The 25517-nt window shown below is 64.0% G+C and carries 31 protein-coding genes; 22 read left to right on the forward strand and 9 right to left on the reverse strand.

Features of this window, described 5'->3' with window-relative positions; all coding sequences use genetic code 11:
• Window positions 1–356: 356 nt before the first annotated feature.
• The 5 genes from AB7F41_RS05650 (at window position 357) to AB7F41_RS05670 (ending at window position 2951) form a co-directional block, all read left to right on the forward strand.
• On the forward strand, window positions 357–695 hold the full coding sequence (locus AB7F41_RS05650; RefSeq protein ID WP_428379975.1) for an AtpZ/AtpI family protein: 339 nt from the start codon (window positions 357–359) through the stop codon (window positions 693–695).
• Window positions 696–754: 59 nt separating this feature from the next.
• Complete coding sequence (locus AB7F41_RS05655; protein ID WP_428382876.1) at window positions 755–1522, forward strand: F0F1 ATP synthase subunit A; 768 nt, start codon at window positions 755–757, stop codon at window positions 1520–1522.
• 45 nt (window positions 1523–1567) lie between these two features.
• Window positions 1568–1789: a F0F1 ATP synthase subunit C gene (locus AB7F41_RS05660; RefSeq protein WP_138166641.1), complete on the forward strand. Its 222-nt coding sequence runs from the start codon at window positions 1568–1570 to the stop codon at window positions 1787–1789.
• A 99-nt stretch (window positions 1790–1888) separates the two neighbouring features.
• Window positions 1889–2482 carry an ATPase gene (locus AB7F41_RS05665; RefSeq protein ID WP_428382870.1) on the forward strand — a complete coding sequence of 198 codons (594 nt, stop codon included), beginning with the start codon at window positions 1889–1891 and terminating at the stop codon, window positions 2480–2482.
• Complete coding sequence (locus AB7F41_RS05670) at window positions 2472–2951, forward strand: ATP F0F1 synthase subunit B (RefSeq protein ID WP_428382868.1); 480 nt, start codon at window positions 2472–2474, stop codon at window positions 2949–2951. Before AB7F41_RS05665 ends, AB7F41_RS05670 begins: the two co-directional genes overlap by 11 nt.
• 97 nt (window positions 2952–3048) lie before the next feature.
• Here AB7F41_RS05670 and AB7F41_RS05675 read toward each other — a convergent pair whose 3' ends face one another.
• The gene (locus AB7F41_RS05675; RefSeq protein WP_428382866.1) at window positions 3049–3705 is read right to left on the reverse strand and encodes a hypothetical protein; all 657 of its coding nucleotides are present in this window, start codon (window positions 3703–3705) and stop codon (window positions 3049–3051) included.
• Window positions 3683–4219 carry an invasion associated locus B family protein gene (locus AB7F41_RS05680; protein WP_428382864.1) on the reverse strand — a complete coding sequence of 179 codons (537 nt, stop codon included), beginning with the start codon at window positions 4217–4219 and terminating at the stop codon, window positions 3683–3685. Before AB7F41_RS05680 ends, AB7F41_RS05675 begins: the two co-directional genes overlap by 23 nt.
• Between AB7F41_RS05680 and AB7F41_RS05685 the strand changes: the two genes are divergently transcribed.
• The 12 genes from AB7F41_RS05685 to AB7F41_RS05740 all read left to right on the forward strand — a co-directional run bounded on the left by AB7F41_RS05685 (window position 4185) and on the right by AB7F41_RS05740 (window position 14048).
• Complete coding sequence (locus AB7F41_RS05685; RefSeq protein ID WP_428382878.1) at window positions 4185–4445, forward strand: hypothetical protein; 261 nt, start codon at window positions 4185–4187, stop codon at window positions 4443–4445. The two genes, AB7F41_RS05680 and AB7F41_RS05685, sit on opposite strands and share 35 nt — an antisense overlap.
• 99 nt (window positions 4446–4544) lie before the next feature.
• Window positions 4545–5408 carry a cytochrome c oxidase subunit II gene (gene coxB / locus AB7F41_RS05690; protein WP_428382862.1) on the forward strand — a complete coding sequence of 288 codons (864 nt, stop codon included), beginning with the start codon at window positions 4545–4547 and terminating at the stop codon, window positions 5406–5408.
• 48 nt (window positions 5409–5456) lie between these two features.
• The gene (gene ctaD, locus AB7F41_RS05695; protein WP_428382861.1) at window positions 5457–7118 is read left to right on the forward strand and encodes a cytochrome c oxidase subunit I; all 1662 of its coding nucleotides are present in this window, start codon (window positions 5457–5459) and stop codon (window positions 7116–7118) included.
• A gap of 120 nt (window positions 7119–7238) precedes the next feature.
• A complete protein-coding gene (locus AB7F41_RS05700) occupies window positions 7239–8171 on the forward strand; it encodes a heme o synthase (protein WP_428382859.1) in 933 nt (310 codons plus the stop codon).
• Window positions 8172–8183: 12 nt separating this feature from the next.
• Window positions 8184–8393 (forward strand): CoxF, encoded by a 210-nt coding sequence (locus AB7F41_RS05705; protein WP_428382857.1) that lies wholly within the window; start codon window positions 8184–8186, stop codon window positions 8391–8393.
• A 3-nt stretch (window positions 8394–8396) separates the two neighbouring features.
• The gene (locus tag AB7F41_RS05710; RefSeq protein WP_428382856.1) at window positions 8397–8990 is read left to right on the forward strand and encodes a cytochrome c oxidase assembly protein; all 594 of its coding nucleotides are present in this window, start codon (window positions 8397–8399) and stop codon (window positions 8988–8990) included.
• 75 nt (window positions 8991–9065) lie between these two features.
• On the forward strand, window positions 9066–9956 hold the full coding sequence (locus AB7F41_RS05715; protein WP_428382854.1) for a cytochrome c oxidase subunit 3: 891 nt from the start codon (window positions 9066–9068) through the stop codon (window positions 9954–9956).
• A 73-nt stretch (window positions 9957–10029) separates the two neighbouring features.
• Window positions 10030–10407, forward strand: a complete 378-nt coding sequence (locus AB7F41_RS05720) for a DUF983 domain-containing protein (RefSeq protein WP_428382852.1) — start codon at window positions 10030–10032, stop codon at window positions 10405–10407.
• Entirely contained in the window at window positions 10404–11150 is a 747-nt protein-coding gene (locus tag AB7F41_RS05725) for an SURF1 family protein (RefSeq protein WP_428382850.1), read from the forward strand. The genes AB7F41_RS05720 and AB7F41_RS05725 overlap by 4 nt, the downstream gene beginning before the upstream one ends.
• A gap of 93 nt (window positions 11151–11243) precedes the next feature.
• Window positions 11244–12650, forward strand: a complete 1407-nt coding sequence (thrC, locus tag AB7F41_RS05730; RefSeq protein WP_428382874.1) for a threonine synthase — start codon at window positions 11244–11246, stop codon at window positions 12648–12650.
• A 21-nt stretch (window positions 12651–12671) separates the two neighbouring features.
• Window positions 12672–13274, forward strand: a complete 603-nt coding sequence (locus tag AB7F41_RS05735; protein WP_428382848.1) for a GNAT family N-acetyltransferase — start codon at window positions 12672–12674, stop codon at window positions 13272–13274.
• A 12-nt stretch (window positions 13275–13286) separates the two neighbouring features.
• A complete protein-coding gene (locus AB7F41_RS05740) occupies window positions 13287–14048 on the forward strand; it encodes a WecB/TagA/CpsF family glycosyltransferase (protein ID WP_428382846.1) in 762 nt (253 codons plus the stop codon).
• Window position 14049: 1 nt separating this feature from the next.
• On the opposite strand, the gene rph is transcribed toward AB7F41_RS05740, so the two are convergent.
• The gene (gene rph / locus AB7F41_RS05745; protein ID WP_428382844.1) at window positions 14050–14763 is read right to left on the reverse strand and encodes a ribonuclease PH; all 714 of its coding nucleotides are present in this window, start codon (window positions 14761–14763) and stop codon (window positions 14050–14052) included.
• Window positions 14764–14921: 158 nt separating this feature from the next.
• On the opposite strand from rph, the gene AB7F41_RS05750 reads away from it, so the two are divergent.
• A complete protein-coding gene (locus AB7F41_RS05750; RefSeq protein WP_428382842.1) occupies window positions 14922–17006 on the forward strand; it encodes an elongation factor G in 2085 nt (694 codons plus the stop codon).
• A gap of 2 nt (window positions 17007–17008) precedes the next feature.
• On the opposite strand, the gene AB7F41_RS05755 is transcribed toward AB7F41_RS05750, so the two are convergent.
• Window positions 17009–18313 carry an SCP2 sterol-binding domain-containing protein gene (locus AB7F41_RS05755; RefSeq protein WP_428382840.1) on the reverse strand — a complete coding sequence of 435 codons (1305 nt, stop codon included), beginning with the start codon at window positions 18311–18313 and terminating at the stop codon, window positions 17009–17011.
• 47 nt (window positions 18314–18360) lie between these two features.
• A complete protein-coding gene (locus AB7F41_RS05760) occupies window positions 18361–18813 on the reverse strand; it encodes a MarR family winged helix-turn-helix transcriptional regulator (RefSeq protein ID WP_428382839.1) in 453 nt (150 codons plus the stop codon).
• A 145-nt stretch (window positions 18814–18958) separates the two neighbouring features.
• On the opposite strand from AB7F41_RS05760, the gene AB7F41_RS05765 reads away from it, so the two are divergent.
• Window positions 18959–19162 (forward strand): hypothetical protein, encoded by a 204-nt coding sequence (locus AB7F41_RS05765; protein ID WP_428382838.1) that lies wholly within the window; start codon window positions 18959–18961, stop codon window positions 19160–19162.
• A 70-nt stretch (window positions 19163–19232) separates the two neighbouring features.
• Window positions 19233–20132, forward strand: a complete 900-nt coding sequence (locus AB7F41_RS05770) for a pirin family protein (protein WP_428382836.1) — start codon at window positions 19233–19235, stop codon at window positions 20130–20132.
• Between the two features lie 25 nt (window positions 20133–20157).
• Here AB7F41_RS05770 and AB7F41_RS05775 read toward each other — a convergent pair whose 3' ends face one another.
• Window positions 20158–20763: a L,D-transpeptidase gene (locus AB7F41_RS05775; RefSeq protein ID WP_428382834.1), complete on the reverse strand. Its 606-nt coding sequence runs from the start codon at window positions 20761–20763 to the stop codon at window positions 20158–20160.
• 76 nt (window positions 20764–20839) lie between these two features.
• Here AB7F41_RS05775 and AB7F41_RS05780 point away from each other — a divergent pair, with 76 nt between their 5' ends.
• The gene (locus AB7F41_RS05780; protein ID WP_428382832.1) at window positions 20840–21385 is read left to right on the forward strand and encodes a GrpB family protein; all 546 of its coding nucleotides are present in this window, start codon (window positions 20840–20842) and stop codon (window positions 21383–21385) included.
• Window positions 21386–21406: 21 nt separating this feature from the next.
• On the opposite strand, the gene AB7F41_RS05785 is transcribed toward AB7F41_RS05780, so the two are convergent.
• The 3 genes from AB7F41_RS05785 to AB7F41_RS05795 form a co-directional block, all read right to left on the reverse strand.
• Window positions 21407–22495 carry a lysylphosphatidylglycerol synthase transmembrane domain-containing protein gene (locus tag AB7F41_RS05785; protein ID WP_428382830.1) on the reverse strand — a complete coding sequence of 363 codons (1089 nt, stop codon included), beginning with the start codon at window positions 22493–22495 and terminating at the stop codon, window positions 21407–21409.
• A gap of 100 nt (window positions 22496–22595) precedes the next feature.
• A complete protein-coding gene (gene phbB, locus AB7F41_RS05790) occupies window positions 22596–23321 on the reverse strand; it encodes an acetoacetyl-CoA reductase (RefSeq protein WP_428382828.1) in 726 nt (241 codons plus the stop codon).
• A 111-nt stretch (window positions 23322–23432) separates the two neighbouring features.
• The gene (locus AB7F41_RS05795) at window positions 23433–24605 is read right to left on the reverse strand and encodes an acetyl-CoA C-acetyltransferase (RefSeq protein ID WP_428382827.1); all 1173 of its coding nucleotides are present in this window, start codon (window positions 24603–24605) and stop codon (window positions 23433–23435) included.
• Window positions 24606–24850: 245 nt separating this feature from the next.
• Here AB7F41_RS05795 and phaR point away from each other — a divergent pair, with 245 nt between their 5' ends.
• A complete protein-coding gene (gene phaR / locus AB7F41_RS05800) occupies window positions 24851–25480 on the forward strand; it encodes a polyhydroxyalkanoate synthesis repressor PhaR (RefSeq protein WP_428382825.1) in 630 nt (209 codons plus the stop codon).
• The last annotated feature ends 37 nt before the right edge of the window (window positions 25481–25517 follow it).

Here is a 25517-nt window from a genome sequence, read left to right on the forward strand (position 1 = left end):
AGGAATCCGAACAGCGGCCCATGGGATCGGAGAGAGAGCGTCATAAAAGCGTAATCAATTGGACGCCGTCACAGTTCCGCGCCGGCGCGCTTCAGCTTCGGCATTTTGTCGCGCCGCGGCGCCTTCCCGTGCGGTCGATAGGCCCACGTCTTAAAATGATATGATAATTCAATGCTTTATCTGAATGAGCCTCGCCTTGACTAAATCGGAGCGCGCAAATATGTTGCGCGCGGCTCGAAAGGATTGGCCGCAAGCCGAGAGTTTCGCGCCGTCTCCCGAACGGTTCGACTTTTCCGTCGCGCGACGTCGCGCCCTCGTTAATTGGCGCGTGGCGCAATCTGCGACGGAGAACGCCGATGAGCGACGAAGACGAGGAAGACGCGGAACGGGCGGCGCTCAACGCAAGGCTCGAGAAGCTCAACGCGGCCTTGCGAAAGGTCGACGAAGAGCAGGCCGCTGAAGCCGCTGCGCCGCGGACGGAGCGCAAGGGCTTTACGAAGGCCATGCGCGTCGGCCTCAACGCGTTCTCCGAATTCGTCGGGGCGGTGTTGGTCAGCGCCGTGATCGGCTGGCAGGCGGACAAATGGCTTGGCACCACGCCATGGCTTTTGATCGTCATGCTGGGGCTGGGCGTCGCGGCGGGATTTTGGAACGTCTATCGCGTGGCGAAGCCGAAAGAGCCGGGCGAAGACTAGGAAGAAGGCGCGTTTAGGACGCGTCGAGCGGGGCCGGGCGGCGACGTCCGGAAAGAGCGATGAATCCGGAAGAAGCAGCCGCAAAGCCCAATCCCATCGAGCAGTTCGAACTGCATCGGCTGTGGCCCTTCGAGATCCAGGGCATCGAGACGTCCTTCACCAACGCCTCGCTGTTCATGCTGATCGCCGCGCTCGGCGTGGTGGCGCTGATGATCCTTGCGACCTCCAAGAAGGCGATCGTCCCGGGCCGCATCCAGTCGATGGCCGAGATGCTTTACGAATTCGTCGCGGGCATGGTGCGCCAGACCGCCGGAACCGAAGGGATGAAGTTCTTTCCCTTCGTCTTCACGCTCTTCTCCTTCATTCTGATCGCCAATCTGATCGGGCTCATTCCGTACACCTATTCGGTGACGAGCCAGATCGTCGTCACCTTCGCCTTCGCGATCGTGGTGATCTCGCTCGTGGTTCTTTACGGCCTCTATCGCCACGGCTTCGGCTTTCTCAACCTGTTCGTGCCGCATGGCGTGCCGCTGCCTGTGCTCGTCGTGCTTGTGCCGATCGAGATCATCTCCTTCCTGTCGCGGCCGGTGTCGCTTTCCGTCCGTCTGTTCGCCAATATTCTCGCGGGACACATCACCCTCGCCGTGTTCGGCGGCTTCGTGGTGATGCTGCTCGGCGCCGGCGTCTGGGCTGCGCTCGCGCCCGTGCCGCTCCTCGCGATCGTCGCGCTCTACGCGCTCGAACTGCTCGTGGCCTGTCTGCAGGCCTTCGTGTTCAGCGTTCTCACATGCGTCTATCTGAACGACGCAATTCACCCGGGCCACTGATAAACATCGAACAATAAACGTCGCCCCATTCAGCAGGAGCATACCATGGCAGAAATGCAACTCGTCGGCGCCGGACTTGCGGCGATCGGCACCGGCGCGGCGGCGATCGGCGTCGGCATCATCTTCGGTAATTTCGTCAACGGCGCGCTGCGCAATCCGTCGGCGGCCGCTTCCCAGTTCACCAACGCCATCATCGGCGCGGCGCTTGCCGAAGGTCTGGGAATCTTCGCCTTTCTGATCGCGATCCTGCTGTTCCTGAAGGCGTAACGTTACGCGTCCGGCCCTCTGGGGCCGGACGCTCTCTTTTTGCAGCGCTTGGCGCCGCGCGGAGGTCGTGCGGCCCGTGTCCGAGACTGGATCATGTCCATGGCGATCATCTCTTCCGCTTTCGCCGCCGAGGGCGAGCAGACGACGCACGAGACCGTCGGCGCCGGCGAGGCGCATCATGAGGGCGTCTTTCCGCCCTTCCAGACCGAAAACTTCGCGCCTCAGATCGTCTGGCTCGTCATTATTTTCGGGCTGCTTTACGTGCTGATGTCGCGCATCGCGCTTCCGCGCGTCGGCGGCATTATCGAGAATCGCGGCGCGAAGATCGCCGGCGATCTCGGCGCCGCGCGCGAGATGCAGTCGAAGGCGCAGGCCGCTGCGGCCGCCAATGACGAAAATCTTCGTCGCCGTCGCGAAGAGGCGCAGGCCATCGGCCGCGAAGCGCAGAACAAGATCGCCGCCGAAACCGCGCAGCAGCGCACGCTCGCCGAATCTCAGGCGGCGGAGAAGATCCGCGCCGCCGACGAGCGCATCGCGGACGCGAAGACGAAGGCTCTGGCGAATGTCGAGCAGATCGCCGTCGACGCCGCCGCGGCGATCATCGAAAAGCTTACCGGCGTGAAAGTCGATCAGGCCGCGCTCGCCAAGGATCGTGCGACGTCGACCGCCAAGGAGACGCTCGATGCATTTTGACGCCGAATTCTTCGTCGCCGTCGGCTTCACGATCTTCGTTCTCGTGATGCTCTGGGTCGGCGCGCATTCCAAATTCGCCGCGCTCATCGATGCGCGCATCAACCGCATCAAGGGCGAGCTCGCCGAGGCCGAGCGTCTGCGTAACGAAGCGGAGGCGCTGCTCGCCTCGTTCGAGCAGAAGCGGGCGGAAGCGGAAGCAGAGGCCAAGGCCATCGTCTCGCAGGCGAAGGAAGAGGCGGAGCTGATCGCCGCGGAAGGGCGTCGGCGTCTCGACGAATTCACGGCGCGCAGCGTCAAGCAGGTCGAACAAAAGATCGCGCAGGCGGAAGCGCAGGCCTCGGCCGAAGTGCGCGCCGCCGCCGCCGACGCGGCGGTCCGGATCGCCGGACGCACGCTTTCGAGCGGCGCGGTCGCAGGCAAGGATTTCGTCGCCGACGGAATCAAGGAACTGAAGTCTCTCGCGCACTGATTCAGCGCGGCGTCGCGCTCGCGCGCATTTGGGCGGAGACGCCGGAGTGCGCGTCTGGCGTGAAAGCCGCGCTCCGCACAATCACTGCGCGGTCTAGCTAGCCGCCGCGCCGCCGTTTCTCGGGCGCGGGCTTATCGCCGCCCTGGGTGAAGCCGACGAGAATTTCATAGTCGTCTTGCGCGCGCGGGCTCATGAGCGGCAGGGTGATGGGGTCGGCGATCACTTCAAAATCGCCGCGCGTTCCGCCCTTCGGAATCGACGCGCTGACGCGATAGGTCTTCGAGGAGACCAGCGTATCGTCTTTCTGACGGCGAATCGCCACCCGCAGATTGGCGCCATAGGTGCCGGGCTGGCCGACCGCGCCGAGCACGGCCGAACCTTCGATGCCCACTCTGATCGTCATATGGTCGCCGTCGACGATGCATTCGCGCGCCGTCTCGCCGAGCGAAAGCTGGTAGCGCACGCTCCCGCTTTCGGCGTCCGGCGGCGAACGCATCATGGCCGCGCCGGTCTCGACGAAAACTTCGGGACAGTCCGCCGTCGCCCCGGGAGGCGGCGGTTCGCCTTCGCGCTGTTCGCCGCCGCCAAAGATGCTGGGCACGCGGACCTTGGGCAATTCGAACGCTGCGGCGGCGACCGGCGCCAGCGCGACCGACATCGAAAGCGCCGCGGCCGCCAGCGGCCGCCAGCGCGCGCTCGCGGCCTTGTCTGCGCCGCGCGTCGCGCAAACCTCACGGCAGTTTTGCGAATCCATCCTTGAACCCCTGCAGAGTCAGCGGCAGGCCGATGCCTTCCTCCGGAACCTGATGGATAATGAAGGTGGCGACTTTGCCGCTCTTCAGCTGATCGATCAGCTTGTCATCCATCATCACCTCGGCGACGCAGCCTGTCGGCAGGCATTTGACGAAGCCGGCGCGGCCGATATCGGTCTGGTCGATCTTCAAGCCGAGCCCGTTGGGCAGGAGCACGCCGAGCGGCGCGATCACGCGCAGGAGCCGGCTTTTCCCGTCGCTCGTCTTCAGGACGACGACGACGAGATTGACGTTGCTCTTGTCCTCGGCGACGAGGCTTTGGATCAGCGCGCACTGTTCGTTCGCCGCGCCCGCAGGCTTCTCGCAGCGCATTTCCCAGTCGCCGAATTTGGCTCTTGCCGGGCCGCGCTGCGCATCGGACGCGCCGGTGGCGAGGCTGAGCACGGCCGCCGACGCGATTGCCGCGACCTGATGTCGCAAGATGCGCCCGGTTCTTGCAGCGCGCAATGGCTTCATCGTGACTCCTGAAGGACGGCGTTTTGACCGTTGCGATACCATCGCGATGGAAAAACGGCTGGCCGCCGGGCGCCGTCGGGCGCAATGTTTGTTGCCTATCAAATGGACTTCAACTGTCAAGGTCGTCAGCGCGTGCGCCGCATTGTTTGGCAAACGCTCCGACGCGACGATTTGTCTGTCGAATCTGGCGTTGCAACAATTGCGCAGATCGACGGTTTGTGATTGAACCGGCCGACTACCGAGCGGGGCGGGCTTTGGGCGGGCTGCGCACGGAAATCAACAAAAGAAACAACGCTGGCTGGCGATGGTCCGAAAGGCGGCTTTGATGTTTAACGTCAATCGACAGATGTTGGCGCGCGGCGCAGTGGCGGCCGCTGTGGCGGTTCCGGCGACCCTGCTCGCCAGTCTCGCCTTTGCGCAAGAGAACGGCCAGCCTGTGCCCGGCGGCCTCGGCCTCCCGAACATGGTCACGCCGGTCGGCCTTGGGACTCAGCAGTTTTACAACATGGTGCTGATGCCCATCATTTCGTTTATCGCGCTCTTCGTTCTGGGGCTGCTGATCTACGTCGTCTACCGCTTCAACGAGCAGGCGAACCCGATCCCGTCGAAGCTGACGCACAATACGACGCTGGAGATCGTCTGGACCCTGATTCCGGTCCTGATCTTGCTGTTCATTTCCGTCCCGTCGCTGCGGCTGCTGGCCGAGCAGGTCGAGGTGCCGGAGGCGGCGGTGACGATCAAGGTGACCGGAAACCAGTGGTACTGGTCGTATAAATATCCGGAGGATCAGGGCGGCGGCTTTGGCTTCGATCAGATGCTGAAGCCGGAATCCGAGCTGCAGCCGGGCGAGCTTCGTCTGCTGACGGTCGACAATGAGGCGCTGGTGCCGGTGAATGAAGTGATCGCCGTCCACATCACGTCGAACGACGTCATCCACGCGTTCGGCATTCCGTCGTTCGGCGTTCGCATGGACGCCATCCCCGGCCGTTTGAACCAGACCTGGTTCAAGGTCGAGAAGGAAGGCGTCTACTACGGGCAGTGCTACTTCATCTGCGGCAAGGACCACGCCTATATGCCGATCGTGATCCGTGCGGTCAGCCGCGAGAAATACGATGAGTGGCTTGCCGAGTCGAAGCAGAAGTTCGCCGGCGCCCAGTCGCGCGTTCGGCTCGCCGCCGAAAGCCGCTAAACGCACGAGACGCAACGGAACACACTAGTCTTTCTAAGGAACATGACGATGGCGAGTTCGACGATGGCCGGGGCGCATGATCATCCGAGGGGTTTGCGCCGCTTCCTCTTCTCCACCAACCACAAGGACATCGGCACGCTCTATATTATTCTCGGCTCGATCGGCGGCATAATCGGCTTTCTGCTGTCGCTCGCCATGCGGCTCGAGTTGGCCTTTCCAGGCGTGCAGATCTTTCCCGGCCTTGCGGAATTTCTGCATGGCGCCGATCCATCGATGGCGCTGGACGCAGGCAAGAATCTCTACAACGTCTTCATCACGGTGCACGGCGTGCTCATGATCTTCTTCATGGCCATGCCAATTCTGATCGGCGGTTTCGGCAACTGGTTCGTGCCGATCATGATCGGCGCGCCGGATATGGCGTTCCCGCGCCTCAACAACATCTCGTTCTGGCTTCTGGTCTCGTCGCTCGTGCTCGCCGTCCTTTCGATGTTCGTCGAGGGCGCGCCGGGCATGAAGGGCTTCGGCGGCGGCTGGACTTTCTATCCGCCGCTGTCGTCGAACACGGGCTCGCCGGGCCCGGCGATGGACTTCGTGATCCTGGCGCTGCATCTCGCCGGCGCCTCGTCGATCCTCGGCGCGATCAATTTCATCACGACGATCTTCAACATGCGCGCGCCGGGCATGACGCTGCACAAGATGCCGCTGTTCGTGTGGTCGGTCCTGGTGACCGCCTTCCTGCTGCTGCTCGTTCTGCCCGTGCTCGCCGGCTGCATCACGATGCTGCTGACCGACCGCAACTTCGGCACGATGTTCTATGACCCTGCGGGCGGCGGCGATCCGCTGCTGTTCCAGCACCTGCTGTGGTTCTTCGGCCATCCGGAAGTCTATATCGTCATTCTTCCTGGCTTTGGCATCATCAGCCAGGTCGTGTCGACCTTCTCGAAAAAGCCGGTGTTCGGCTATCTCGGCATGGCCTACGCCATGGTCTCCATCGGCGTGCTGGGCAGCATCGTGTGGGCGCACCACATGTATACCGTCGGCATGTCGCTCAATGCTCAACGCTACTTCACGCTGGCGACGATGGTGATCGCGGTGCCGACCGGCATCAAGATCTTCTCCTGGGTCGCGACGATGTGGGGGGGCTCGCTCTCGTTCCGCGCGCCGATGGTCTGGGCGATCGGCTTCATCTTCGTGTTCACAATGGGCGGCATCACCGGCGTCGTGCTCGCGAACGCCAGCGTCGACAAGCAGTTCCACGAAGGCTACTACGTCGTCGCGCACTTCCACTACACGCTGTCGCTCGGCGCGGTCTTCGCGCTCTATGCGGGGTTCTATTACTGGTTCCCCAAGATGAGCGGCTACATGTATTCGGAGACGCTCGCCAAGGCGAACTTCTGGCTGTTGTTCATCGGCGTCAACGTCGTCTTCTTCCCGCAGCACTTCCTCGGACTGGGCGGGATGCCGCGTCGCTACATCGACTATCCGGACGCTTACGCGCTGTGGAACCTCGTGTCGTCCTCCGGCATGATCTTCGTCACGCTGTCGCTGCTCGTCTGGTTCTACGTGATCATCGAAGCCTTCATGAAGAAGCGGGAGGCCGGCGCCAATCCTTGGGGCGCGGGCGCGACGACGCTGGAGTGGACTCTGTCCTCCCCGCCGCCGTTCCACCAGTTCCAGGTGCTGCCGCGGATCACCGGTCCGGGTCGGTAACGAAACAAGCGCCGGCGCGAGCGAATTCGCGCCGGCGACGCAAGCCGGCGGGCGTCGCGGCGGGATCGCCGCAAAGCCCTGAGCCGGCGATGTTCTGAGTGAAACGCCACTGAGACGCCCATGAGCGACGCATCTTTTCTCCACGACGAACAGGCTCCGCGGATCTCAGTCGCGTCGCCGTCGGACTATCTCGCGCTTCTCAAGCCGCGCGTGATGTCGCTCGTGGTGTTCACCGCGCTCGCGGGCCTGCTGCTCGCGCCGACGCCGCCGCATCCGCTGATCGGCTTTGCGTCGCTGCTGGCGATCGCCGTCGGCGCCGGCGCTTCGGGCGCGCTCAACATGTGGTACGACGCCGACGTCGACGCGCTGATGACGCGCACGCGCAAGCGGCCGATCCCCGCCGGGCGTCTGGAGCCCGAGGCGGCGCTCGGCTTCGGCCTTGTGCTCGCGGCGCTTTCGGTCTTCACGCTGGGCTATGTCGCCAATTGGTTCGCCGCCGCGCTGCTCGCGTTCACCATCTTCTTCTACGTCGTGATCTATACGATATGGCTGAAGCGCTGGACGCCGATGAACATCGTCATCGGCGGCGCCGCCGGAGCGCTGCCGCCGATGGTCGGCTTCGCCGCGGCGACGGGCGAGATCAATTTCGCGAGCGTCGTGCTCTTTGCGATCATCTTCATCTGGACGCCGCCGCATTTCTGGTCGCTCGCGCTCTTGAAGAGCGAGGACTACGGCCGCGCTGGCGTGCCGATGCTGCCCAATGTCGCGGGCGAGGATCGCACGCGCCTCGAAATTCTGATCTATGCGCTGGCGCTCGCGCCGCTCGGCGTCGCGCCCTGGCTCTTGGGCTTCGCCTCGCTCGCCTATGGGCTCGTTTCGATCGGCTGCGGAATCGCGCTGCTCGCCGCGGCGACGGCGGTCTTCAAGCGCCGCGAGGGCGACGCCGCCCGCCTGGCTGCGCGTCGGATGTTTTTGTTCTCAATCCTGTATCTGTTTTTGCTGTTCTTGGTCCTCGTCGTCGAGCGGACGGCGCATATCTTTGCGCTGATCTAGACGGCCAAGCGAATGGTGAACGAAATGACGGACGCAGGCGACAAGATGAAAGACAGCGCAAGCGGATTCTCCGGCCCCGGGGTCGTGCTGACGGAGGAGCAGGCGCGCAGCCGCCGCTCCCGCAATATCGCCATCGGCGTGACGATCGCGCTGCTCGCCGTGCTGTTCTACGCCGTGACGCTCGTCAAGTTCGGGGCGGCCATCATCAACAAGGCGATCTGAGCCATGGTCGCGCCCGCACCTCGTTCGCGCAATCGACCGCGGCTTGTCGCGGCGGCGCTGATCGTCGGCGCGGCGGCGATGCTCGGCCTGTCGTTCGCGTCGGTGCCGCTGTATCGCGCTTTTTGCGCCGCGACGGGATTCGGCGGCACGCCGAAGACCAATGTCGCCGGGCCGCCGGCCGTCGGCGAGCGCGTTCTCACCGTGCGTTTCGACGCCAATGTCGCGCGCGATCTGCCCTGGCGCTTCGAGCCGGAGGTCGCGAAAGTCTCTTTGCGCACGGGCGAAACGAAAACGGTCTATTACAAGGTCGCCAATCTCTCCGACCGGGAGACGACCGGGCAGGCGGCCTACAATGTCGCGCCCGGCCAGGCTGGCGCCTTCTTCGTCAAGGTCGCCTGCTTCTGCTTCGAGGAGAAGCGGCTTGGCCCACATGAGGCCGAGGAATGGCCGGTGGTTTTCTATCTTGATCCCGCGCTCGAGCGCGAAGAAGGCATGCGCAACGTTCACGAGATCACGCTGTCCTATACCTTCTTCGCCACCAAAGACACGGCTGCGTCCAAGACGGGCGAGGCGGCGAGCGCAAGGCCCAAGGGTTGACGCGCCGCGCGGCTTGGCGCGCGGCAAACATAGGGGATGGGCCGGGACCGCCGGCCGTTGACAAGGAAGAGCAAGATGGCGGACGGACACGCGAAACCCGAACACGACTATCATCTGGTCGATCCGAGTCCGTGGCCGATCGTGGGCGCGTTCGCCGCGCTCGTCATGGCGATCGGAGCGGTCATGTGGTTGGCGCAGCACAAGGGCGCGCCGATCGGCGGCATGACCTTCGGCGGCATCATGTTTTTCATCGGCCTGGCCGGTGTGCTGTTCGTGATGTACGCGTGGTGGAGCGACGTCATCCACGAAGCGAGCGTCGGAGGATTCCACTCGCCAGTCGTGCGGCTGCATCACCGCTACGGGATGATCCTGTTCATCTTCTCGGAAGTGATGTTCTTCGTCGCGTGGTTCTGGGCGTTCTTCAATTCGTCGCTGTTCCCGGACGACGCGGCGCAGGTCATGCGCACCGAACTGTTCCAGGGCATCTGGCCGCCGAAAGGCGTCGAGGTGCTGAGCCCCTGGCGACTGCCGCTTCTCAACACGATCATTCTGCTGACCTCCGGCGTGACGCTGACCTGGGCGCATCACGGACTCCTGGAGAACAACCGCGACGTCTTGAAGAAGGGCCTGATGGCCACGATCGGTCTCGGCCTCGTGTTCACCATGATCCAGGCCTACGAATATATTCATGCGCCTTTCCCCTTCGCCTTTGATCCTGCGAAGCCGGCGGCGACGAATTACGGCTCGACCTTCTTCATGGCGACCGGCTTCCACGGCTTTCACGTGATCGTCGGCACGATCTTCCTGCTCGTGTGCCTGCTGCGCGTGTTCAAGGGCGCCTTCACGTCGGATCAGCATCTGGGCTTCGAATTCGCCGCCTGGTACTGGCACTTCGTCGACGTCGTCTGGCTGTTCCTGTTCGCCTGCATCTATGTGTGGGGGAACTGGGGCGGGGTCATGGAATAGCCCACGCCCAGATCCAAAGCTGTACATTGGACGGTCACGGGCGCGCCCGTGACCGTTTTCGTTGGAGGTCGATATGTCAGAAGAGCATGTTTATCCGCCCGTTTCGCTCTATATCGACGGGGCTCTCGGCAGATGCCCGCGCTGCAGCAAGGGGCACATGATCAAGGGGCTGCTCGCGGTCGCGCCTCGATGCGAAGTGTGCGGGCTGGATTTCTCCTTCGCGGATGCAGGCGACGGGCCTGCGATTTTCGTCATGACGATCGTCGGCTTCGTGATGATCGCCGTGCTGTGGTACGTCGAGGTGGCGTATCATCCGTCCTACTGGGTGCATGCCGCGATCCTTGTGCCGCTGTCGGCCATCCTCTGCGTCGCGCTGCTGCGGCCGATGAAAGGCCTGCTGATCGCCCTGCAATATTTCAACAAGGCCGAAGAAAGCCGGCACCAATCGTGAGTCCCGCGCTCCGCGCGCTCGTGTGGCCGGCGATCGCGACGGCGCTGCTTTTCGCCGTGCTGGTCAGTCTCGGATTTTGGCAGGTGCGGCGGCTCGGCGAAAAGGAGGCGTTGATCGCCCGCGTCGAACAGCGCTCGACGCAAGCGCCGCAGCCGCTTCCGCCATCCGGGCGATGGGCGACGCTGCGGGCTGAAGATTACGACTTTACGCATGTGCGCGCGCAGGGGCGCTTTATCGACGATCGCGACGCGCTCGTGTTCGCCGCGCCGCCTGAAGGCGCGAACCGAGAGCCGGGCTATTCGCTGCTGAGGCCGTTCGCGCTGACGGAGGGCGGCGTCGTGCTCGTCGACCGCGGATTTCTGCCCGCCTCGATGACGAATGACGCGGCTCTGCGCGCGGTCCCTTCGGGTGAAATGACGCTGGTCGGATTGATGCGCGCGCCGGAGCGGCGCAACGCCTTTACGCCGGCCGACTCGCCGGAGAAGAGCGTATTCTTTGCGCGCGATCCGGCGGCGATCGCCGCCGCGCTCGGCCTGACCGGCGCCGCGCCGTTCACGCTCGTCGTCGATGCGGCTCCCGCGACGGCGCAGGGCTGGCCGCGGCCCGTTGGCGGCGTGCCGACGATCGTCAACAACCATTTCTCCTACGCCGTGACATGGTTCGGCCTCTCGGTCGCGCTGCTGGTCGTCTTTGCGGTTTACGCGCGCGGAGTCCTGGCGCGCGCCGATGCGCAGGAGCCGTAGCCCCGGCCTTGCGGCGATCGCGAATATGCTATGAAAAGGCGCACTGACATGCGCGTCGCGCGCGGCGCGCCCCTCCCATCGACGGATCGACGGTTGCGCTATCTTTCAACGCGTGGCGAGGCCGCGCAGCTCGGCTTTGACGACGTTCTGCTCGCCGGTCTCGCGACCGACGGCGGCCTCTATGCGCCCTTCGCCTATCCGCACATGGCGCCCTCCGACATCGCCGTGCTCGCTGGTCGGCCATACGCCGAAGCGACGGCGCAACTCATTGCGCCCTATCTCAGCGAGACCTTTTCGCCAGAGATTCTCCGCGCGCAGACGGCGAGCGCCTATGCCGGCTTTCGTCACCGCGCCATCGCGCCGCTGACGCAGATCGACGACAATCTCTTCGTTCTTGAACTTTTCCACGGGCCGACGCTCGCCTTCAAGGATCTGGCGATGCAGCTCCTCGGGCGCATGATGAATCATGTGCTCGAAAAGCGGAATTTGCGCGCCACCATCGTCGGCGCGACGTCGGGAGATACGGGCGCCGCGGCGATCGAGGCGTTCAAGGGCTTGGATCGCGTCGACGTCTTCATTCTGTTTCCGCACGGCCGGGTCTCCGACGTGCAGCGCAAGCAGATGACGACGGTCGCAGACGACAATGTTCATACCATCGCGCTGCAGGGGTCGTTCGACGACGCCCAGGCGATTTTGAAACGCCTGTTTCGCGCCGCCGACTTTCGCGCGCGCGTCGGACTGGCCGGCGTCAATTCGATCAACTGGGCGCGCGTCGTCGCGCAAACCGTCTACTACTTCACCAGCGCCGTCGCGCTCGGCGCGCCGCATCGGCATATTTCCTTTGCGGTGCCGACAGGCAATTTCGGCGACGTGCTTGCGGGTTATGTCGCCAAGCGCATGGGCCTGCCGATTGAACGACTCATTGTCGCGACCAACGCCAACGACATCCTCGCGCGCGCGCTTGCCGGCGGCCGCTACGAGCCGCGCGGCGTGACGCCAACCCAGTCGCCATCGATGGATATTCAGGTTTCGTCGAATTTCGAACGCTTGTTGTTTGATGCGACCGGACGCGACGCGGCCGCGGTGCGCGCCGCTTTCGCTTCGCTCGATCAGTCCGGCGCTTTCGAAATTCCTGCCGCCGCGCTTGCCGCCATTCGCGCCGAATTCGACGCGCACGCCGTTGGCGAAACTGAAACGACGGAAGAGATTCGTCGTACCTGGCGTGAGACCGGCTATGTGCTCGATCCGCATACGGCGACCGGCGTCAGCGCGGCGCGCGCGCGTCTCGCGCAGGATCCGTCAACGCCTGTCGTCGCGCTTTCGACCGCGCATCCGGCGAAGTTTCCAGACGCAATCGAGCGCGCGATCGGACTGCGCCCGCAGCCGCCTGAAAATATCGCCGCGCGACTTGACGCGCCGGAACGATTCACGATTCTTGAAAATGACGGCGCGCGAGTCGCCGAATTCATATCGCAGCGCGCGCGCGCGGCGCAGAACTGACAAGGTCTGGCAGGGAGCACGATGGCGATCTTCAGCGTAATCGGACGCCGCGACCTGCCGATCAGAGGCGACGGGGTTTATCTGCGCGCGTCGGAAATGCGCGATTACGTCGAATGGGCCGAACTCCGCGAGAAGAGCCGCTCCTTCCTGACGCCATGGGAGCCGCTCTGGCCCATCGACGATCTCACGCGCGCGAGCTTTCGCTATCGCGTGCGCCGTCACGCCGAGGAGATGGCGCGCGACGAGGCCTATTCCTTTTTCATCTTCCGCGAGGAGGACGATGCGCTGATGGGCGGCCTTTCCTTTGGCCATGTGCGGCGCGGCGTGTCGCAGGCGGCGACGCTCGGCTATTGGATGGGCGAGCCTTATGCGGGCAAGGGCCATATGACCCGCGCCGTTCGCGCTGCTTGCGCCTATGCGTTCGAAAAACGGGGCTTCCATCGCATCGAGGCCGCTTGCCTGCCGACCAACGAGCCGTCCAAGCGGCTGCTCGAGCGCGTCGGATTCAAGCAGGAGGGCTATGCGCGCTCCTATCTCAATATCAACGGCCAGTGGCGCGACCATTTGCTTTATGCGCTCTTGGAGACTGATCCGCAGCCGATCAATCCTCCGTCGGCGGCCTGAACGGATCGCGTCATGACGATCGCCGGCGTGGAGACCACATGCGTTGGCGGCGCGGAGGTTGCGCGACTGGGCGTCGAGGAGACAGCGCGGCTCATGTGCGACGTCGCGCGGGCGCCGCCGCGACCCGAATGCCCCTATTATTTCACCTCCGTCAACGGCGAGGTCCTGGCGCGACGCGCAATGGACGCGGCCTTTGCGCAGCAGATCGACCACGCCGATCTCATCAGCGCCGACGGACAGCCGCTCGTCGTCGCGTCGCGTCTTCTGTCCAGGCGGCCGCTGCCAGAGCGGGTCGCGACGACCGATCTTTATCCCGCAGTCGCGCGCATGGCCGAGGACAGCGGCGCGAGCTTCTATCTTCTCGGCGCGAGCGAAGACGTCAACCGCGCGACCTATGAGGCGACGAAGCGCGACTGTCCGCGTCTCGACATTCGCGGCCGTTCGCATGGCTATCTCAAAGGCGCGGCGCTCGATGCGAAGCTCGATGAAATTAACGCGCTGGCGCCGGACATTCTGTGGCTCGCGATGGGCGTGCCGCTGGAGCAGCAATTCGTCGCCGATCACGCGCGGCGCCTTTACAATGTGAAGATGATCAAGACCTCCGGCGGCCTTTTCGACTTCGTCGCCGGCGCAAAGCGGCGCGCCCCGCGATGGATGCAGGACGCCGGCCTGGAATGGGCCTTCCGATTGGGGCTCGAGCCGCGGCGACTCTTCAAGCGCTATCTGACGACGAATCCGATCGCGGCGTTCCTGCTGCTGACCCGGACAAGATAATTCAGGCGAGCGCGGCTTTCTGCAGCGCAATGAGGTCGGCGACGCCCTGCTGCGCAAGCGCCAGCATGGCCGAGAGCTCGTCCTGCGAAAACACCGCGACTTCGGCGGTCGCCTGAATTTCGACGAGGCCGCCAGAGCCGGTCAGGACGAAATTTGCGTCGGTTTCCGCTGTAGAATCCTCGGCGTAATCGAGGTCGATCACCGGCGTCCCGTTGAAGATCCCGCAGGACACCGCAGCGACATGGTCGCGCAGCGGGCTCTCCTTGACGATGGAGCGCGAACGCATCCAGTCGAAGCAATCATGCAGCGCGAGCCATGCGCCGGTGATCGACGCGGTGCGAGTGCCGCCATCGGCCTGTATCACGTCGCAATCGACGACGATCTGCCGTTCGCCCAGCGCCGACAGATTGGTGACAGCGCGCAGCGAGCGGCCGATGAGGCGCTGAATTTCCTGGGTGCGTCCCGAGAGCCTGCCCGTGGCCGCTTCGCGCCGCGTGCGCGTATGGGTGGCGCGCGGCAGCATGGAATATTCCGCCGTCACCCAGCCGCGGCCCTGACCGCGCAGCCATGGCGGCGGCTTGTCTTCGAGCGACGCCGCGCAAAGCACCTGCGTATTGCCGAATTTTACGAGGCAGGAGCCCTCGGCGTAGCGGGCGACGCGACGCTCGAAGCTCACCTGGCGCATCTCGTCGGGCGCGCGCTTGCTGGGACGCATAATAGCTCCGTTAACGTGTTCGTTGCGCCTTCTATCGCGCTTTCGGCCACCGTGGAAGCGCCGGGCGAGGGGACGGCGTCTTGCGCTCGCGCCCGCATGGTGAAACCATGAGCTAACGGGGCCGGACAAACCAGGCTCCGACAGATAAGGAGGGAATGATGGGCCAAGCGTCGTCCCAAGGAGCGCTTTCTCACGAGGCGAGAGCACAGGGCCCCCGGCTGATCGCGCTGGCGGGCCCTTTTCAATGCGGCAAGACCACTCTTTTGGAGGCGATTCTGGCCCATGCCGGCGCGATCCCGCGGCAGGGGGCCGTCGCTGCGGGCGCGACCGTCGGCGATTCAAGTCCGGAGGCCCGAGCCCATCAGATGAGCGTCGAGTCGAATGTCTCGACCATTGATTACATGGGCGATCGCTACACTTTCGTCGATCTGCCGGGCTCCGTCGAATTCGCCCATGAATCGCGCAACATCCTGCCGGCGGTCGACGCCGCCATCGTCGTCTGCGAGGCCGATCCCCGCAAGGTTCCGGCGCTGCAGCTGATTTTGCGGCAGCTCGAAGAGGTTGGCGTGCCGCACGTCATCTTCCTCAACAAGATCGACGCGGCGACCATCGATGTGCGCGATGCGCTCAGCATGCTGCAGCCGGCCTCGCGCACGCCGCTGCTGCTGCGACAGATTCCGATCTGGAACAACGGCGTCGCGGTCGGCTTCATCGATCTCGCGCTGGAGCGCGCCTATGTCTACCGCGAACATGCGCCCTCCGAGGTCATCGACATTCCCAAGGGCGAGAGCGCGACCGAGAAGGAAGCGCGCTACTCGATGCTGGAGCGCCTCGCCGATTATGACGACGCCCTGATGGAGGAGCTGATTTCCGATATCGAGCCGCCGCGCGATCAGGTGTTCGACGATCTGACTAAGGAAATGCGCAGCGGCCTCGTCGTTCCCTTGTTCATCGGCTCGGCGGAGCGGGGCGCCGGCGTCACCCGGCTGCTCAAGGCGCTGCGGCATGAAGCGCCGGGAATTGAAGCGACATGTGCGCGGCTCGGCGTCGCCGAAGGCGGTCCTGCGCTTGCCCGCATCTTCCGCACGATTCATACGCCGCACGGCGGCAAGATGTCGGTCGCCCGCGTGCTGCGCGGCGCCTTGGCGGACGGGCAGACGGTCGCGTCTCAGCAGGGCGAGGATCGCATTTCGGGCATGTCGCGCCTGATGGGCGCGACGACGAGCAAGGTGACCGAGGCGAACGCCGGAGACGTCGTGGCTCTCGGGCGTCTCGATCATGCGCAGACGGGCGACAATGTCGTCGTCGACGCCCGCGCGGGCGCGGCGGACCTGAAGCAGACCCGCGCGGAGATACCCGATCCGGTGCACGCTCTCGCGCTCAATGTGAAGGATCGAAAGGACGAGATGCGCCTCGCCGCCGCGGTCGCGAAGCTTATCGAAGAGGATCCTTCGCTGGTCTTCGTTCATGACCAGGAGCTGTCGCAGATCAAGCTCTTCGGCCAGGGCGAGATGCATCTGCGCGTCGCCCTCGAACGCCTCGCCTCGCGCTTCAACGTCGCGGTCGAACAGTCGAAGCCGACCGTCGCCTATCGCGAAACGATCCGCCACAAGGTCACCGTCCGCGGCCGCCACAAGAAGCAGTCGGGCGGGCATGGCCAGTTCGGCGACGTGGTGCTGGAGATCGCGCCGCGCAGCCGCGGCGAAGGATTCGCCTTCAGCGAGCGCGTGCACGGCGGCTCCGTGCCCAAGCAATATTTCTCATCCGTCGAGGCCGGCTGCCAGGACGCTCTTTTGCACGGGCCGCTGGGCTTTCCCGTGGTCGACGTCGAGGCGGTGCTGACCGACGGATCGTACCATTCCGTCGATTCGTCCGACATGGCGTTCCGCACCGCAGCGCGCATCGGCATGAGCGAGGCCCTGGAAAAAGCCGAGCCGATCCTGCTCGAACCGGTGCTCGCGGTCGACATATTCGTGCCAAGCGACGCCATGTCGCGCGCGACCGGCATCGTCTCGGCGCGCCGCGGCCAGATCATGGGCTTCGGCCCGCGCGAGGGCTGGGACGGCTGGGACAAGCTCGAAGCGCTGATCCCCGAGGCGGAGATGGACAATCTCATCGTCGAATTGCGCTCCGCGACGGCGGGCGCGGGCTTCTATCAGGCGCGCTTCGACCACCTTGCGGAAGTCGTCGGCAAGCAGGCGCGCGACATCGTCGCCGCCCATGCGAAGGCGAACGGCGGATAGGCTCAGGGCGGGAAGCAGCGCCCGAAAGCGAGAAGCAGGCGTGGATCGCCGCGCAGCCTGATTTTGCCGCGCAGCAGCGCCCAGACGAGGTTTGTCTCCTTGTGCAGATAACGCAGCCAAGTCTCCGAGTCGGCGGTCACGGTCAATTGTGGCGCGCCGACAAGGCCATCGTCGACCCTCAGCGACTTGTTCGCGATGGCGACGGTGGCGCTGCGGCGTTCCGCGCCCGTAAAGACGAAGTGGTAGACTGCTTCGAGACCGGAAGACCTGCCGCGCTGGAAGAGCAGTCGCAAGCCGAATAGAAAACCCTCGACCGTCGTGGGACGTAGCGTCGCTCCCACGCGTGTTGGCGTCTTGGCCGGGAACCGCCGCGCCACATAGGCTTCTGCATCGGAACCCGCTGTCACATAGATGGTTTCCGCCTTCTTCTGCAGCGGATCGACGATCTCCTGGAGATAGCGTCTCTTATCCGATTGATAGGCGCCGATCACATCCGCGCCCGCCGGGCAGACGGCCATGCAATAGGCCGCCTTGTAATTCGGGCCGAAGGCGAGGCTCTGCCACATCGAGACAGTCTCGGCGTCGCTGACTCTGTTTCGATAGGCGCGGGCGCTTTTCGCTTCGACGACCGTCTTCGTCCAATCGCTGAAACCGCCCATGAATTCTCGATAATTATGGGTATAGCACGCGCTGAAATCGAAATGTCCGTCGGGCGCGATCGCGCCTGTCGGACAGGCTGCGACGCAGAGCTTGCATTCGAGGCACGGATTGAAGTCCAGTGGCGCCGCGGCAGCTTCAAGCTCGATGTCGACGGCGACCGTTCCGAGCACGATGAAATTGCCGAACTGCGGGTGAATGACGTTGCGATGGATTCCCATGCGCGCGAGGCCCGCGGCGACGGCGACAGGCTTGTGCGAGATGATCCACATCTTTTCGGGCCATTGGTCCGCTTCCATCGGAAAGCCCATCGATGGAAAGGCTGCGCGCGCGCCCAACGCCTCTAGGGCGCGAACAATGCGTCGCGCAATCTCGTCGCAATCATCGACGGCATGATGAAACTCGACATTCGCGGCGGAGCGCGCGGGGCTGCGGATGTTTTCGCGATTCATTCGGACGACGAACGAAATCAGCGTTCGTGTGAACGGAAAGGCGGCGAGGATATCGCGCCGTTGATCGTCAAGCGCCGGGTCGTCAAGCGAGACGAAGCCGACATCGTCTGCGCCGGCCCAGAGGGAGATCTTGCGGATCGCGTTCGCATCGAGGGGTGCGGCGTCCGACGCGAGGGAAAGGCTGGGACGAATCGCCATTGTATATACCCCTTTTTATGCGCGCGACCGTCTCGGCGCCGCTCCCTTCAGATGTGCGAGGTCGCCTCGGTCAGGACGCGCAATTCCGACAAAAGCCTGTGCAGGCGTTCCGCGCCGAACTTTGCTTCAACGGCGTTCTGCGCTTCGCGCCAATGGGGCAAAGCGTTGGCGAGCGTCGCCTCGCCAAAGGGCGTCAGTGCGATCTTGCGCGTGCGCCGGTCGTCGCCAGCCTTTACCTTCACAAGCCCGCGTTTCTCTAAAACCGCTACATTTCGCGCGAGCGCGCTGCGCTCGAGGGCAAACGATTCCGCCAATTTGCTCACCGTCGCGCTGCCGGTCAGGGAACAGGCGACGAGCAGAGAATATTGTGTCGGCTCCAGACCGGTTGCCGCCATGAACTGCGCATAGAGCCGCGTGATGGCGCGGCTGGCGCGGCGGATATTGGCTGCGGCGCAGCTTTGCGCGCAGCGCCTGACGTTGGACGGGTCTAACGAAGCCATAACATGTGTATATACCCATTTATTCGCGCCGTCAAGCGTAGGCAGGCGCGCCTGTGCGCGTGAGCACAGTGCGCGAGAGCGCTTCAATGCAAATTGGCGACTTCTCCCTTCGTTCGATTGTCAAAAAGGAAAAGATGAGATGCGAATGTTCATATTCTTGGTCGCCGCCATTCTCGCCATGTCGTTCAGCTTCTATTCGAGCGCCGGCGGCTTGAAGCGCGCGTCGTCCGTCGCGCCCCAAGTGAAAAGCCAAACGGCGACGTCGTCGCCGCGCTGCATCAAAAGCAAGAAAATGCGGCATGCGGCGAATGGCGGTTGCGTCGTGAAGGGTAAGCGCCACAGGGCGTAAATCTCGGCGCTTGAAGCGCCATCCGCCGGCCTTAGCTATTGCGCACACCGATGCGCGGAGGAGGCCCGGCATGTCGATATCTGGCGGCGCGGAGACGGCGGCGACGACGATAGAACTGCGGATTGCGCCCCGCGCGCGCGATCTTGGCGGCTTCAGCGTCAGGCGGGCGTTGCCGGACGACCGGCGTCAGATGGTCGGGCCGTTCATCTTCTACGATCATTTGGGCCCGGCGCGATTTGCGCCGGGGCAGGGGATGGACGTGCGTCCGCATCCCCATATCGGGCTCGCGACCGTCACCTATCTCTTCGACGGGCGCATTCTGCATCGCGACAGTTTGTCGAACGTGCAGGAGATCGCGCCCGGCGCGATGAATCTGATGACCGCCGGGCGCGGCATCGTTCATTCGGAGCGCACGCCGCCGGAGCCGCGTGCCGCAGGCCAGCGCATGCTCGGCGTGCAGAGCTGGCTGGCCTTGCCGCTGGCGCATGAAGAAACCGAACCGAGCTTCCAGCATTTCGGCGCTGACGTTCTTCCTGTCGTCGAGGATCGAGGCATGTTGGCGCGCGTCATCGCCGGCGCCGCGTTTGGCGTGCGGTCGCCGGTCGAGACCCTGTCGGACTGGTTTTATGTCGAACTGCGTCTCTCCGCCGGCGCCGCTGCGCCGCTCGACGCGGATTATGAGCAGCGGGCGCTTTACCTTGTCGACGGCGCAATCGAAATCGCCGGGGAGCGTTTCGACGAGCCGCAATTGCTGATCTTCAAGCCCGGCGCCGCGGTGACTGTGCGGGCGGTTGCGGATGCGCGCATGATGCTGCTGGGCGGGGCGCCGCTCGATGGGCGCCGCTTCGTCTGGTGGAATCTCGTTTCGTCGCGCAAGGAGCGGATCGAAGAGGCCAAGCGCGACTGGCGCGAAGGGAGATTCCCTTCCGTGCCGGGCGATGCGGAATTCATTCCGCTGCCCGAAGACTAGGGGGCGCCGTCGGCGCCCCGCACATTTACGGCGTCATCACCACGGTGGCGCCGACGGCGACGCGGTCGTAGAGGTCGACGACGTCTTCGTTCAGCATGCGGATGCAGCCGTAGGAGGCGGCCGAGCCGATCGACTTGCGCATCTTCTGCGTCGTGCCGTGGATCGCGACCTGGCCTTCGCTGAGCGTCATGGCGCGGGCGCCCATCGGATTGTTCGACGCGCCGCCGGGGATCACCTCGGGCAGTTCCGGATGGTCATGCTTCACGTCTTCCGGCGGCGTCCAGTCGGGCTCGACGAATTTGCCGTTGATCTGCACGACGCCCGTCCATTCCTTGCCATGCTTTGGCACGGCGACCCTGTAGGCGATGGCGTCGTCCTGGTCGACGATCAGATAGAGTTTGCGCTCATGTTCGCTGACGACGATCGAGCCGGGATCGAGCTCGGAGTGATAGTGGACGAATTCGCGGGCGGCGGCGGTCTGCGGGGCGACGGCGGCGCCGATAAGGGCGGCGGCGAAAGCGATCTGGGCGATCTTGGAAGTTTGGGGTTTCATGTTCTTGCGCTCGGCGTTCGGTGTCTCGATGAGCGCGTTGTAGGCGAGGCGCGGTCCGCATTCCGTGCGCAAGCGCACGCCAATGCTGACGCCATCCGAGGAGATCGCTTAGACGGAAATGGCGTTCGCGCTCGCTACGCGATAGCCTTCCGCTATGCCTCCCCCAATCCGTGTCGAGCTGATTCCTTACACCGCCGCTTGGCCTGCGATGGCGGCTGAATTCATAGGCCAGTTGCGTGCGCTCGGCGGATTCGTTCTAGAAGTTCATCACATCGGCTCGACATCCGTGCCTGGACTCTCAGCAAAGCCGATCATCGATCTGATGCCCGTCGTTGTTAGACTGTCAGAACTCGACCGTCGCCAACAGGACGTCGTCGCCCTGAACTTCGAATGGCACGGCGAATTCGGGATGGCGGGACGCCGCTATTGCACTCTGAACGACAGCGACGGCCGGCGCATCGCGCAACTGCATTTTTTCGAGACGGGTTCGATGCATGTCGCGCGTCACCTCGCCTTTAGAGACTATTTGCGCGCGCATCCGGAAACAGCGCGCGCATATGAAAAGGAAAAGCGTCGTGCCCGTGATCTCCACCCCGCTGACTCGCACGCCTATACAGAGGCGAAGGACGCCTGGATCAGGCAAATCGAGGCAAAGGCGCTGATTTGGTATAGAGCCCGAAACCAGTCTCGCGGCGTCTAAATAGCAGCGCGATGCGCACGATTACGCCCTCGAGCGCGCTTTCACCCAGCGGAAAAATGCAATGCCGAGGAAGCCGACGACAATCAGCGTGTGCGGCGCGGTAATCGAGAAATGATAGGCGAGCGCGGCGGAGATGGCGCGTTCCTTCTGCACGCCATAAGCGTTCACCAGATAGGCGACGATGCCGGCCTCGAACAGGCCCAGTCCGGCGGGGCTCGCCGGCACGGCGATCGCCAGCGCGCCGATGATCAACAGCGTCACCGCGTGGATCAGCGTGAAATCGATTTCGGGCAGCAGCGTTCTGAAGGCCACATAGACCAGACAGACGTTGGTCAACCAGATCGACGCCGTGAAGAACGCGGTTCTTCCCGCGCGGTGATGGGCGACCAGCCGCTCGGCCTGTTCGAGAAACACATTGAGTCGCGCCGCGCGCACGACGCCCCAATCCGGCAGCCTCCAAGCGACGCCTTTCCGCCGCAGAGCGAAGACGCCGGCAAAGATCATCGCAATGACCACAGCGGCCGCGACCAGCATTCGCGCGTCGACCAGGCTCGAATCCGAACTCGCCAGAATCAGCAGCGACAGGAGGATGATCGCGGTGACGTCATAGAGCTTTTCCAAAAGGACGGCGGCGCTGATCCCGCCGACCGCGTAATCGAAATAGGAATGTCCGAAGTATATTTTGACGCCTTCGCCAGCCCGGAACGGGATCAGGCTGTTGAAGGTGAACCCCATCGTGGCGATCAGAAAACCCGAGAAAAGTCGGCCGCTCAGCAGGGTCGAGAGGCGCGACCCGTAGAACAGCAAGACGAACACATTCATCGTCATTGCGATGGCAATCGCGGCGAGGGGGATTTGTTTCAGCTCGAGCGCCAGATCGGCGAATTCAATGTTGTTGTAGAGCCAATAGCCAATAAAACCGAAGAAACATGCATTCAAAATCAGCGCGACATAGCCGCCCCGCTGAGAGACGATTGTCGAACGCGCCGCTGGCTGCGACTCGGCGCTCGCGGGCGAAGGCCGCACGCCGCCTGCCGGCGAGACGAATTCGCTGAAGCGAAGTTCGCGCGCGAAACGCGTCGGTCGACGTTGATCGTCCTCTACGCTCATGGCCAATCTCGCTGCGGCGCGGAAATTGGGCTGCGCCTCGAAGGCGGAAGAATGGCCGGCTGGCGGACCGGCCATTCTCTAATCCGGAAACGGCGCCCGGTTACTGCAGATACTGGCCGCCGTTGATCGTCAGAGTCGAGCCGGTGATGAAGCCGGCGTCGTCGGCGGCAAGAAAGACCACGGCGCGCGCGATCTCCTCGGGCTCGCCGAGGCGGCCGACGGCGATATAGGGAATGATGTGCTTGTCGAGCACGTCCTGCGGAACCGCCTTCACCATGTCAGTGGCGATATAGCCGGGCGCGATGGCGTTGACGGTGATTCCCTTCGCCGCGCTTTCCTGCGCCAGCGCCTTGACGAAGCCGATGTCGCCGGCCTTGGAGGCGGAATAGTTGGTCTGGCCGGCCTGGCCCTTCTGGCCGTTGATCGACGAGATGACGATGATGCGGCCGAAGCCGCGGTCGCGCATGCCGTTGATGACCGGGCGCGTGACGTTGAACAGCGAGTTCAGATTGGTGTTGATCACCGCTTGCCACTGGGCAAGCTCCATCTTGTGGAACAGGCGGTCCTTGGTGATGCCGGCGTTGTTGACGAGAATGTCGACCGGGCCGAGATCCTTCTCGATCTGCGCCATGCCGGCGGCGCAGGCGTCATAGTTCGAAACGTCGAACTTATAGACCGGAATGCCTGTCTCCGCCTTGAACTTGTTGGCGGCTTCGTCATTGCCCGCGTAGGTGGCCGCGACAGTGTAGCCCGCCGCCTTCAGCGCCTTGGAAATCGCTTCGCCAATGCCGCGCGTGCCGCCCGTCACAACTGCAGTTCTTGCCATTAAAGGGGTCTCCTCCTGAATCAATTTCGTTGCTTGTATCGGCCGTCGTGCGCAGGCAGTCGGAGAGCGTCATAATTCGACTGCCTGACGCTTATTGTCGACCGCCTTTGATTACCGCTCCACCGCGATCGCGATGCCCATGCCGCCGCCGATGCAGAGCGTCGCAAGGCCCTTCTTCGAGCCGCGGCGCGCCATTTCGTGCAGAAGGGTGGTGAGCACGCGCGCGCCGGAGGCGCCGATCGGATGGCCGATGGCGATCGCGCCGCCATTGACGTTCACAATCTCGGGATCCCAGCCCATGTCCTTGTTGACGGCGATCGCCTGCGCCGCGAAGGCTTCGTTGGCTTCGACGAGATCAAGGTCCGAGACCTTCCAGCCAGCCTTCTCCAGCGCCTTGCGCGACGCCGGGATCGGGCCCGAGCCCATGACCGTCGGATCGACGCCGGCGGTCGCCCAGGCGGCGATGCGCGCCAGCGGCGTCAAGCCGCGCTTCTTGGCTTCGTCGGCGCTCATCAGCACCAGCGCCGCGGCGCCGTCGTTGATGCCGGAGGCGTTCGCGGCCGTGACCGTGCCGTCCTTCGCAAAGGCCGGGCGCAGCTTGGAGACGCCTTCAATGGTCACGCCATGCTTGATGTATTCGTCGGCGTCGACGACGACGTCGCCCTTCTTCGTCGAGATCGTGTAGGGGACGATCTCGTCCTTGAACTTGCCGGCCTTTTGCGCCGCCTCGGCCTTGTTCTGCGACTTGACGGCGAATTCGTCCTGCTGCTCGCGGGTGATCTGCCACTGTTTGGCGACGTTCTCGGCGGTGACGCCCATGTGGTAATTGTTGAAGGCGTCGGTGAGCCCGTCGACGATCATCGTGTCGACGAACTTCACGTCGCCCATCTTCGTGCCCGTGCGCAGCTGCGACGCATGCGGCGACAGCGACATCGACTCCTGGCCGCCGGCGACGATGATGGTGGCGTCCCCCGCCTGGATCTGCTGGGCCGCGAGCGCCACGGCGCGCAGGCCGGAACCGCAGACCTGATTGATGCCGAACGCCGTCGCGCTGTCCGGAATGCCGGCCTTGATCGCGGCTTGACGGGCCGGATTCTGGCCCTGCGCCGAGTCCAGCACCTGGCCGAGGATGACTTCATTGACCTCGTTCGGCTGGACTTTGGCGCGCTCGAGAGCAGCCTTGATGGCGACAGCGCCGAGCTCGTGGGCCGGAACCGCGCCAAAGGCTCCGTTGAACGATCCAACGGCGGTGCGCGCCGCGGAAACGATCACGATATCGGTCATCTGTCCCTCTCCTTGAAAAATAGTCCAACCGCCCGACCGCCTTGGCCGGTCAGGGGGCGAAATGTTAGTCCTTTCGCGCTTGCGGGGGGCAAGCCGCGGCCCGTTTTGCACGGAATCGAGCGGTAGCGAAAGGCTTCCGGCACGAAAATATTGCCGCAGGCGCCAATTTGCGCGTATCGTCCTGCGGTAGGCGACTGTTTTTTGGGCGGGCGGCGGCCGTGCGGCGAGGGGAGCGTGTCAGGCGTATGGCGACTGAGAAAAAACCGACAACCATCAAGAAATACGCCAACCGTCGGCTCTATGACACCGGAACGAGCACCTATGTGACGCTTGAGGACCTTGCCGCCATGGTCAAGCGCGGCGAGGATTTCCTCGTGTGCGACGCAAAAACCGGCGAGGACATCACCCGCCCGGTGCTCACCCAGATCATCTTCGAGCAGGAGTGCAAGGAGGGGCAGAGCCTGCTGCCGATCGCCTTCCTGCGCCAGCTCATCCGCTTCTATGGCGATTCGATGCAGATGCTGGTGCCGAGCTATCTCGAATTCTCGATCGACAAGCTCACCAAGGAACAGCAGAAGTTTCGCGACCAGTTCTCTTCGGCGCTTGGCGTCGGCGGCGGCCCCTTCACGGAGCCGACCCGCGCCGCCTTCCAGTCGCTCGAAGAGCAGGCGCGCAAGAACATGGCCGTGTTCCGCCAGGCGCTGACGATGTTCAACCCCTTCGGCGTGCCGACGGAAGGCATGATGACCACCGGCCCGACGATGGAGGAGCAGGAAGGCGCCGGCGCCCGCAAGGAAGGCGGCGACGTCGCCGAGCTGAAGCGTCAGCTGGACGAGCTCAACAAGCGGATCGACAATTTATCGAAGCAGGGGTAAGGCGCGGGGGCCAATCCGCGCCCGGCGCGGCCGCCAA

Source organism: Methylocystis sp. (assembly GCF_050251305.1).
Lineage (GTDB): Bacteria > Pseudomonadota > Alphaproteobacteria > Rhizobiales > Beijerinckiaceae > Methylocystis.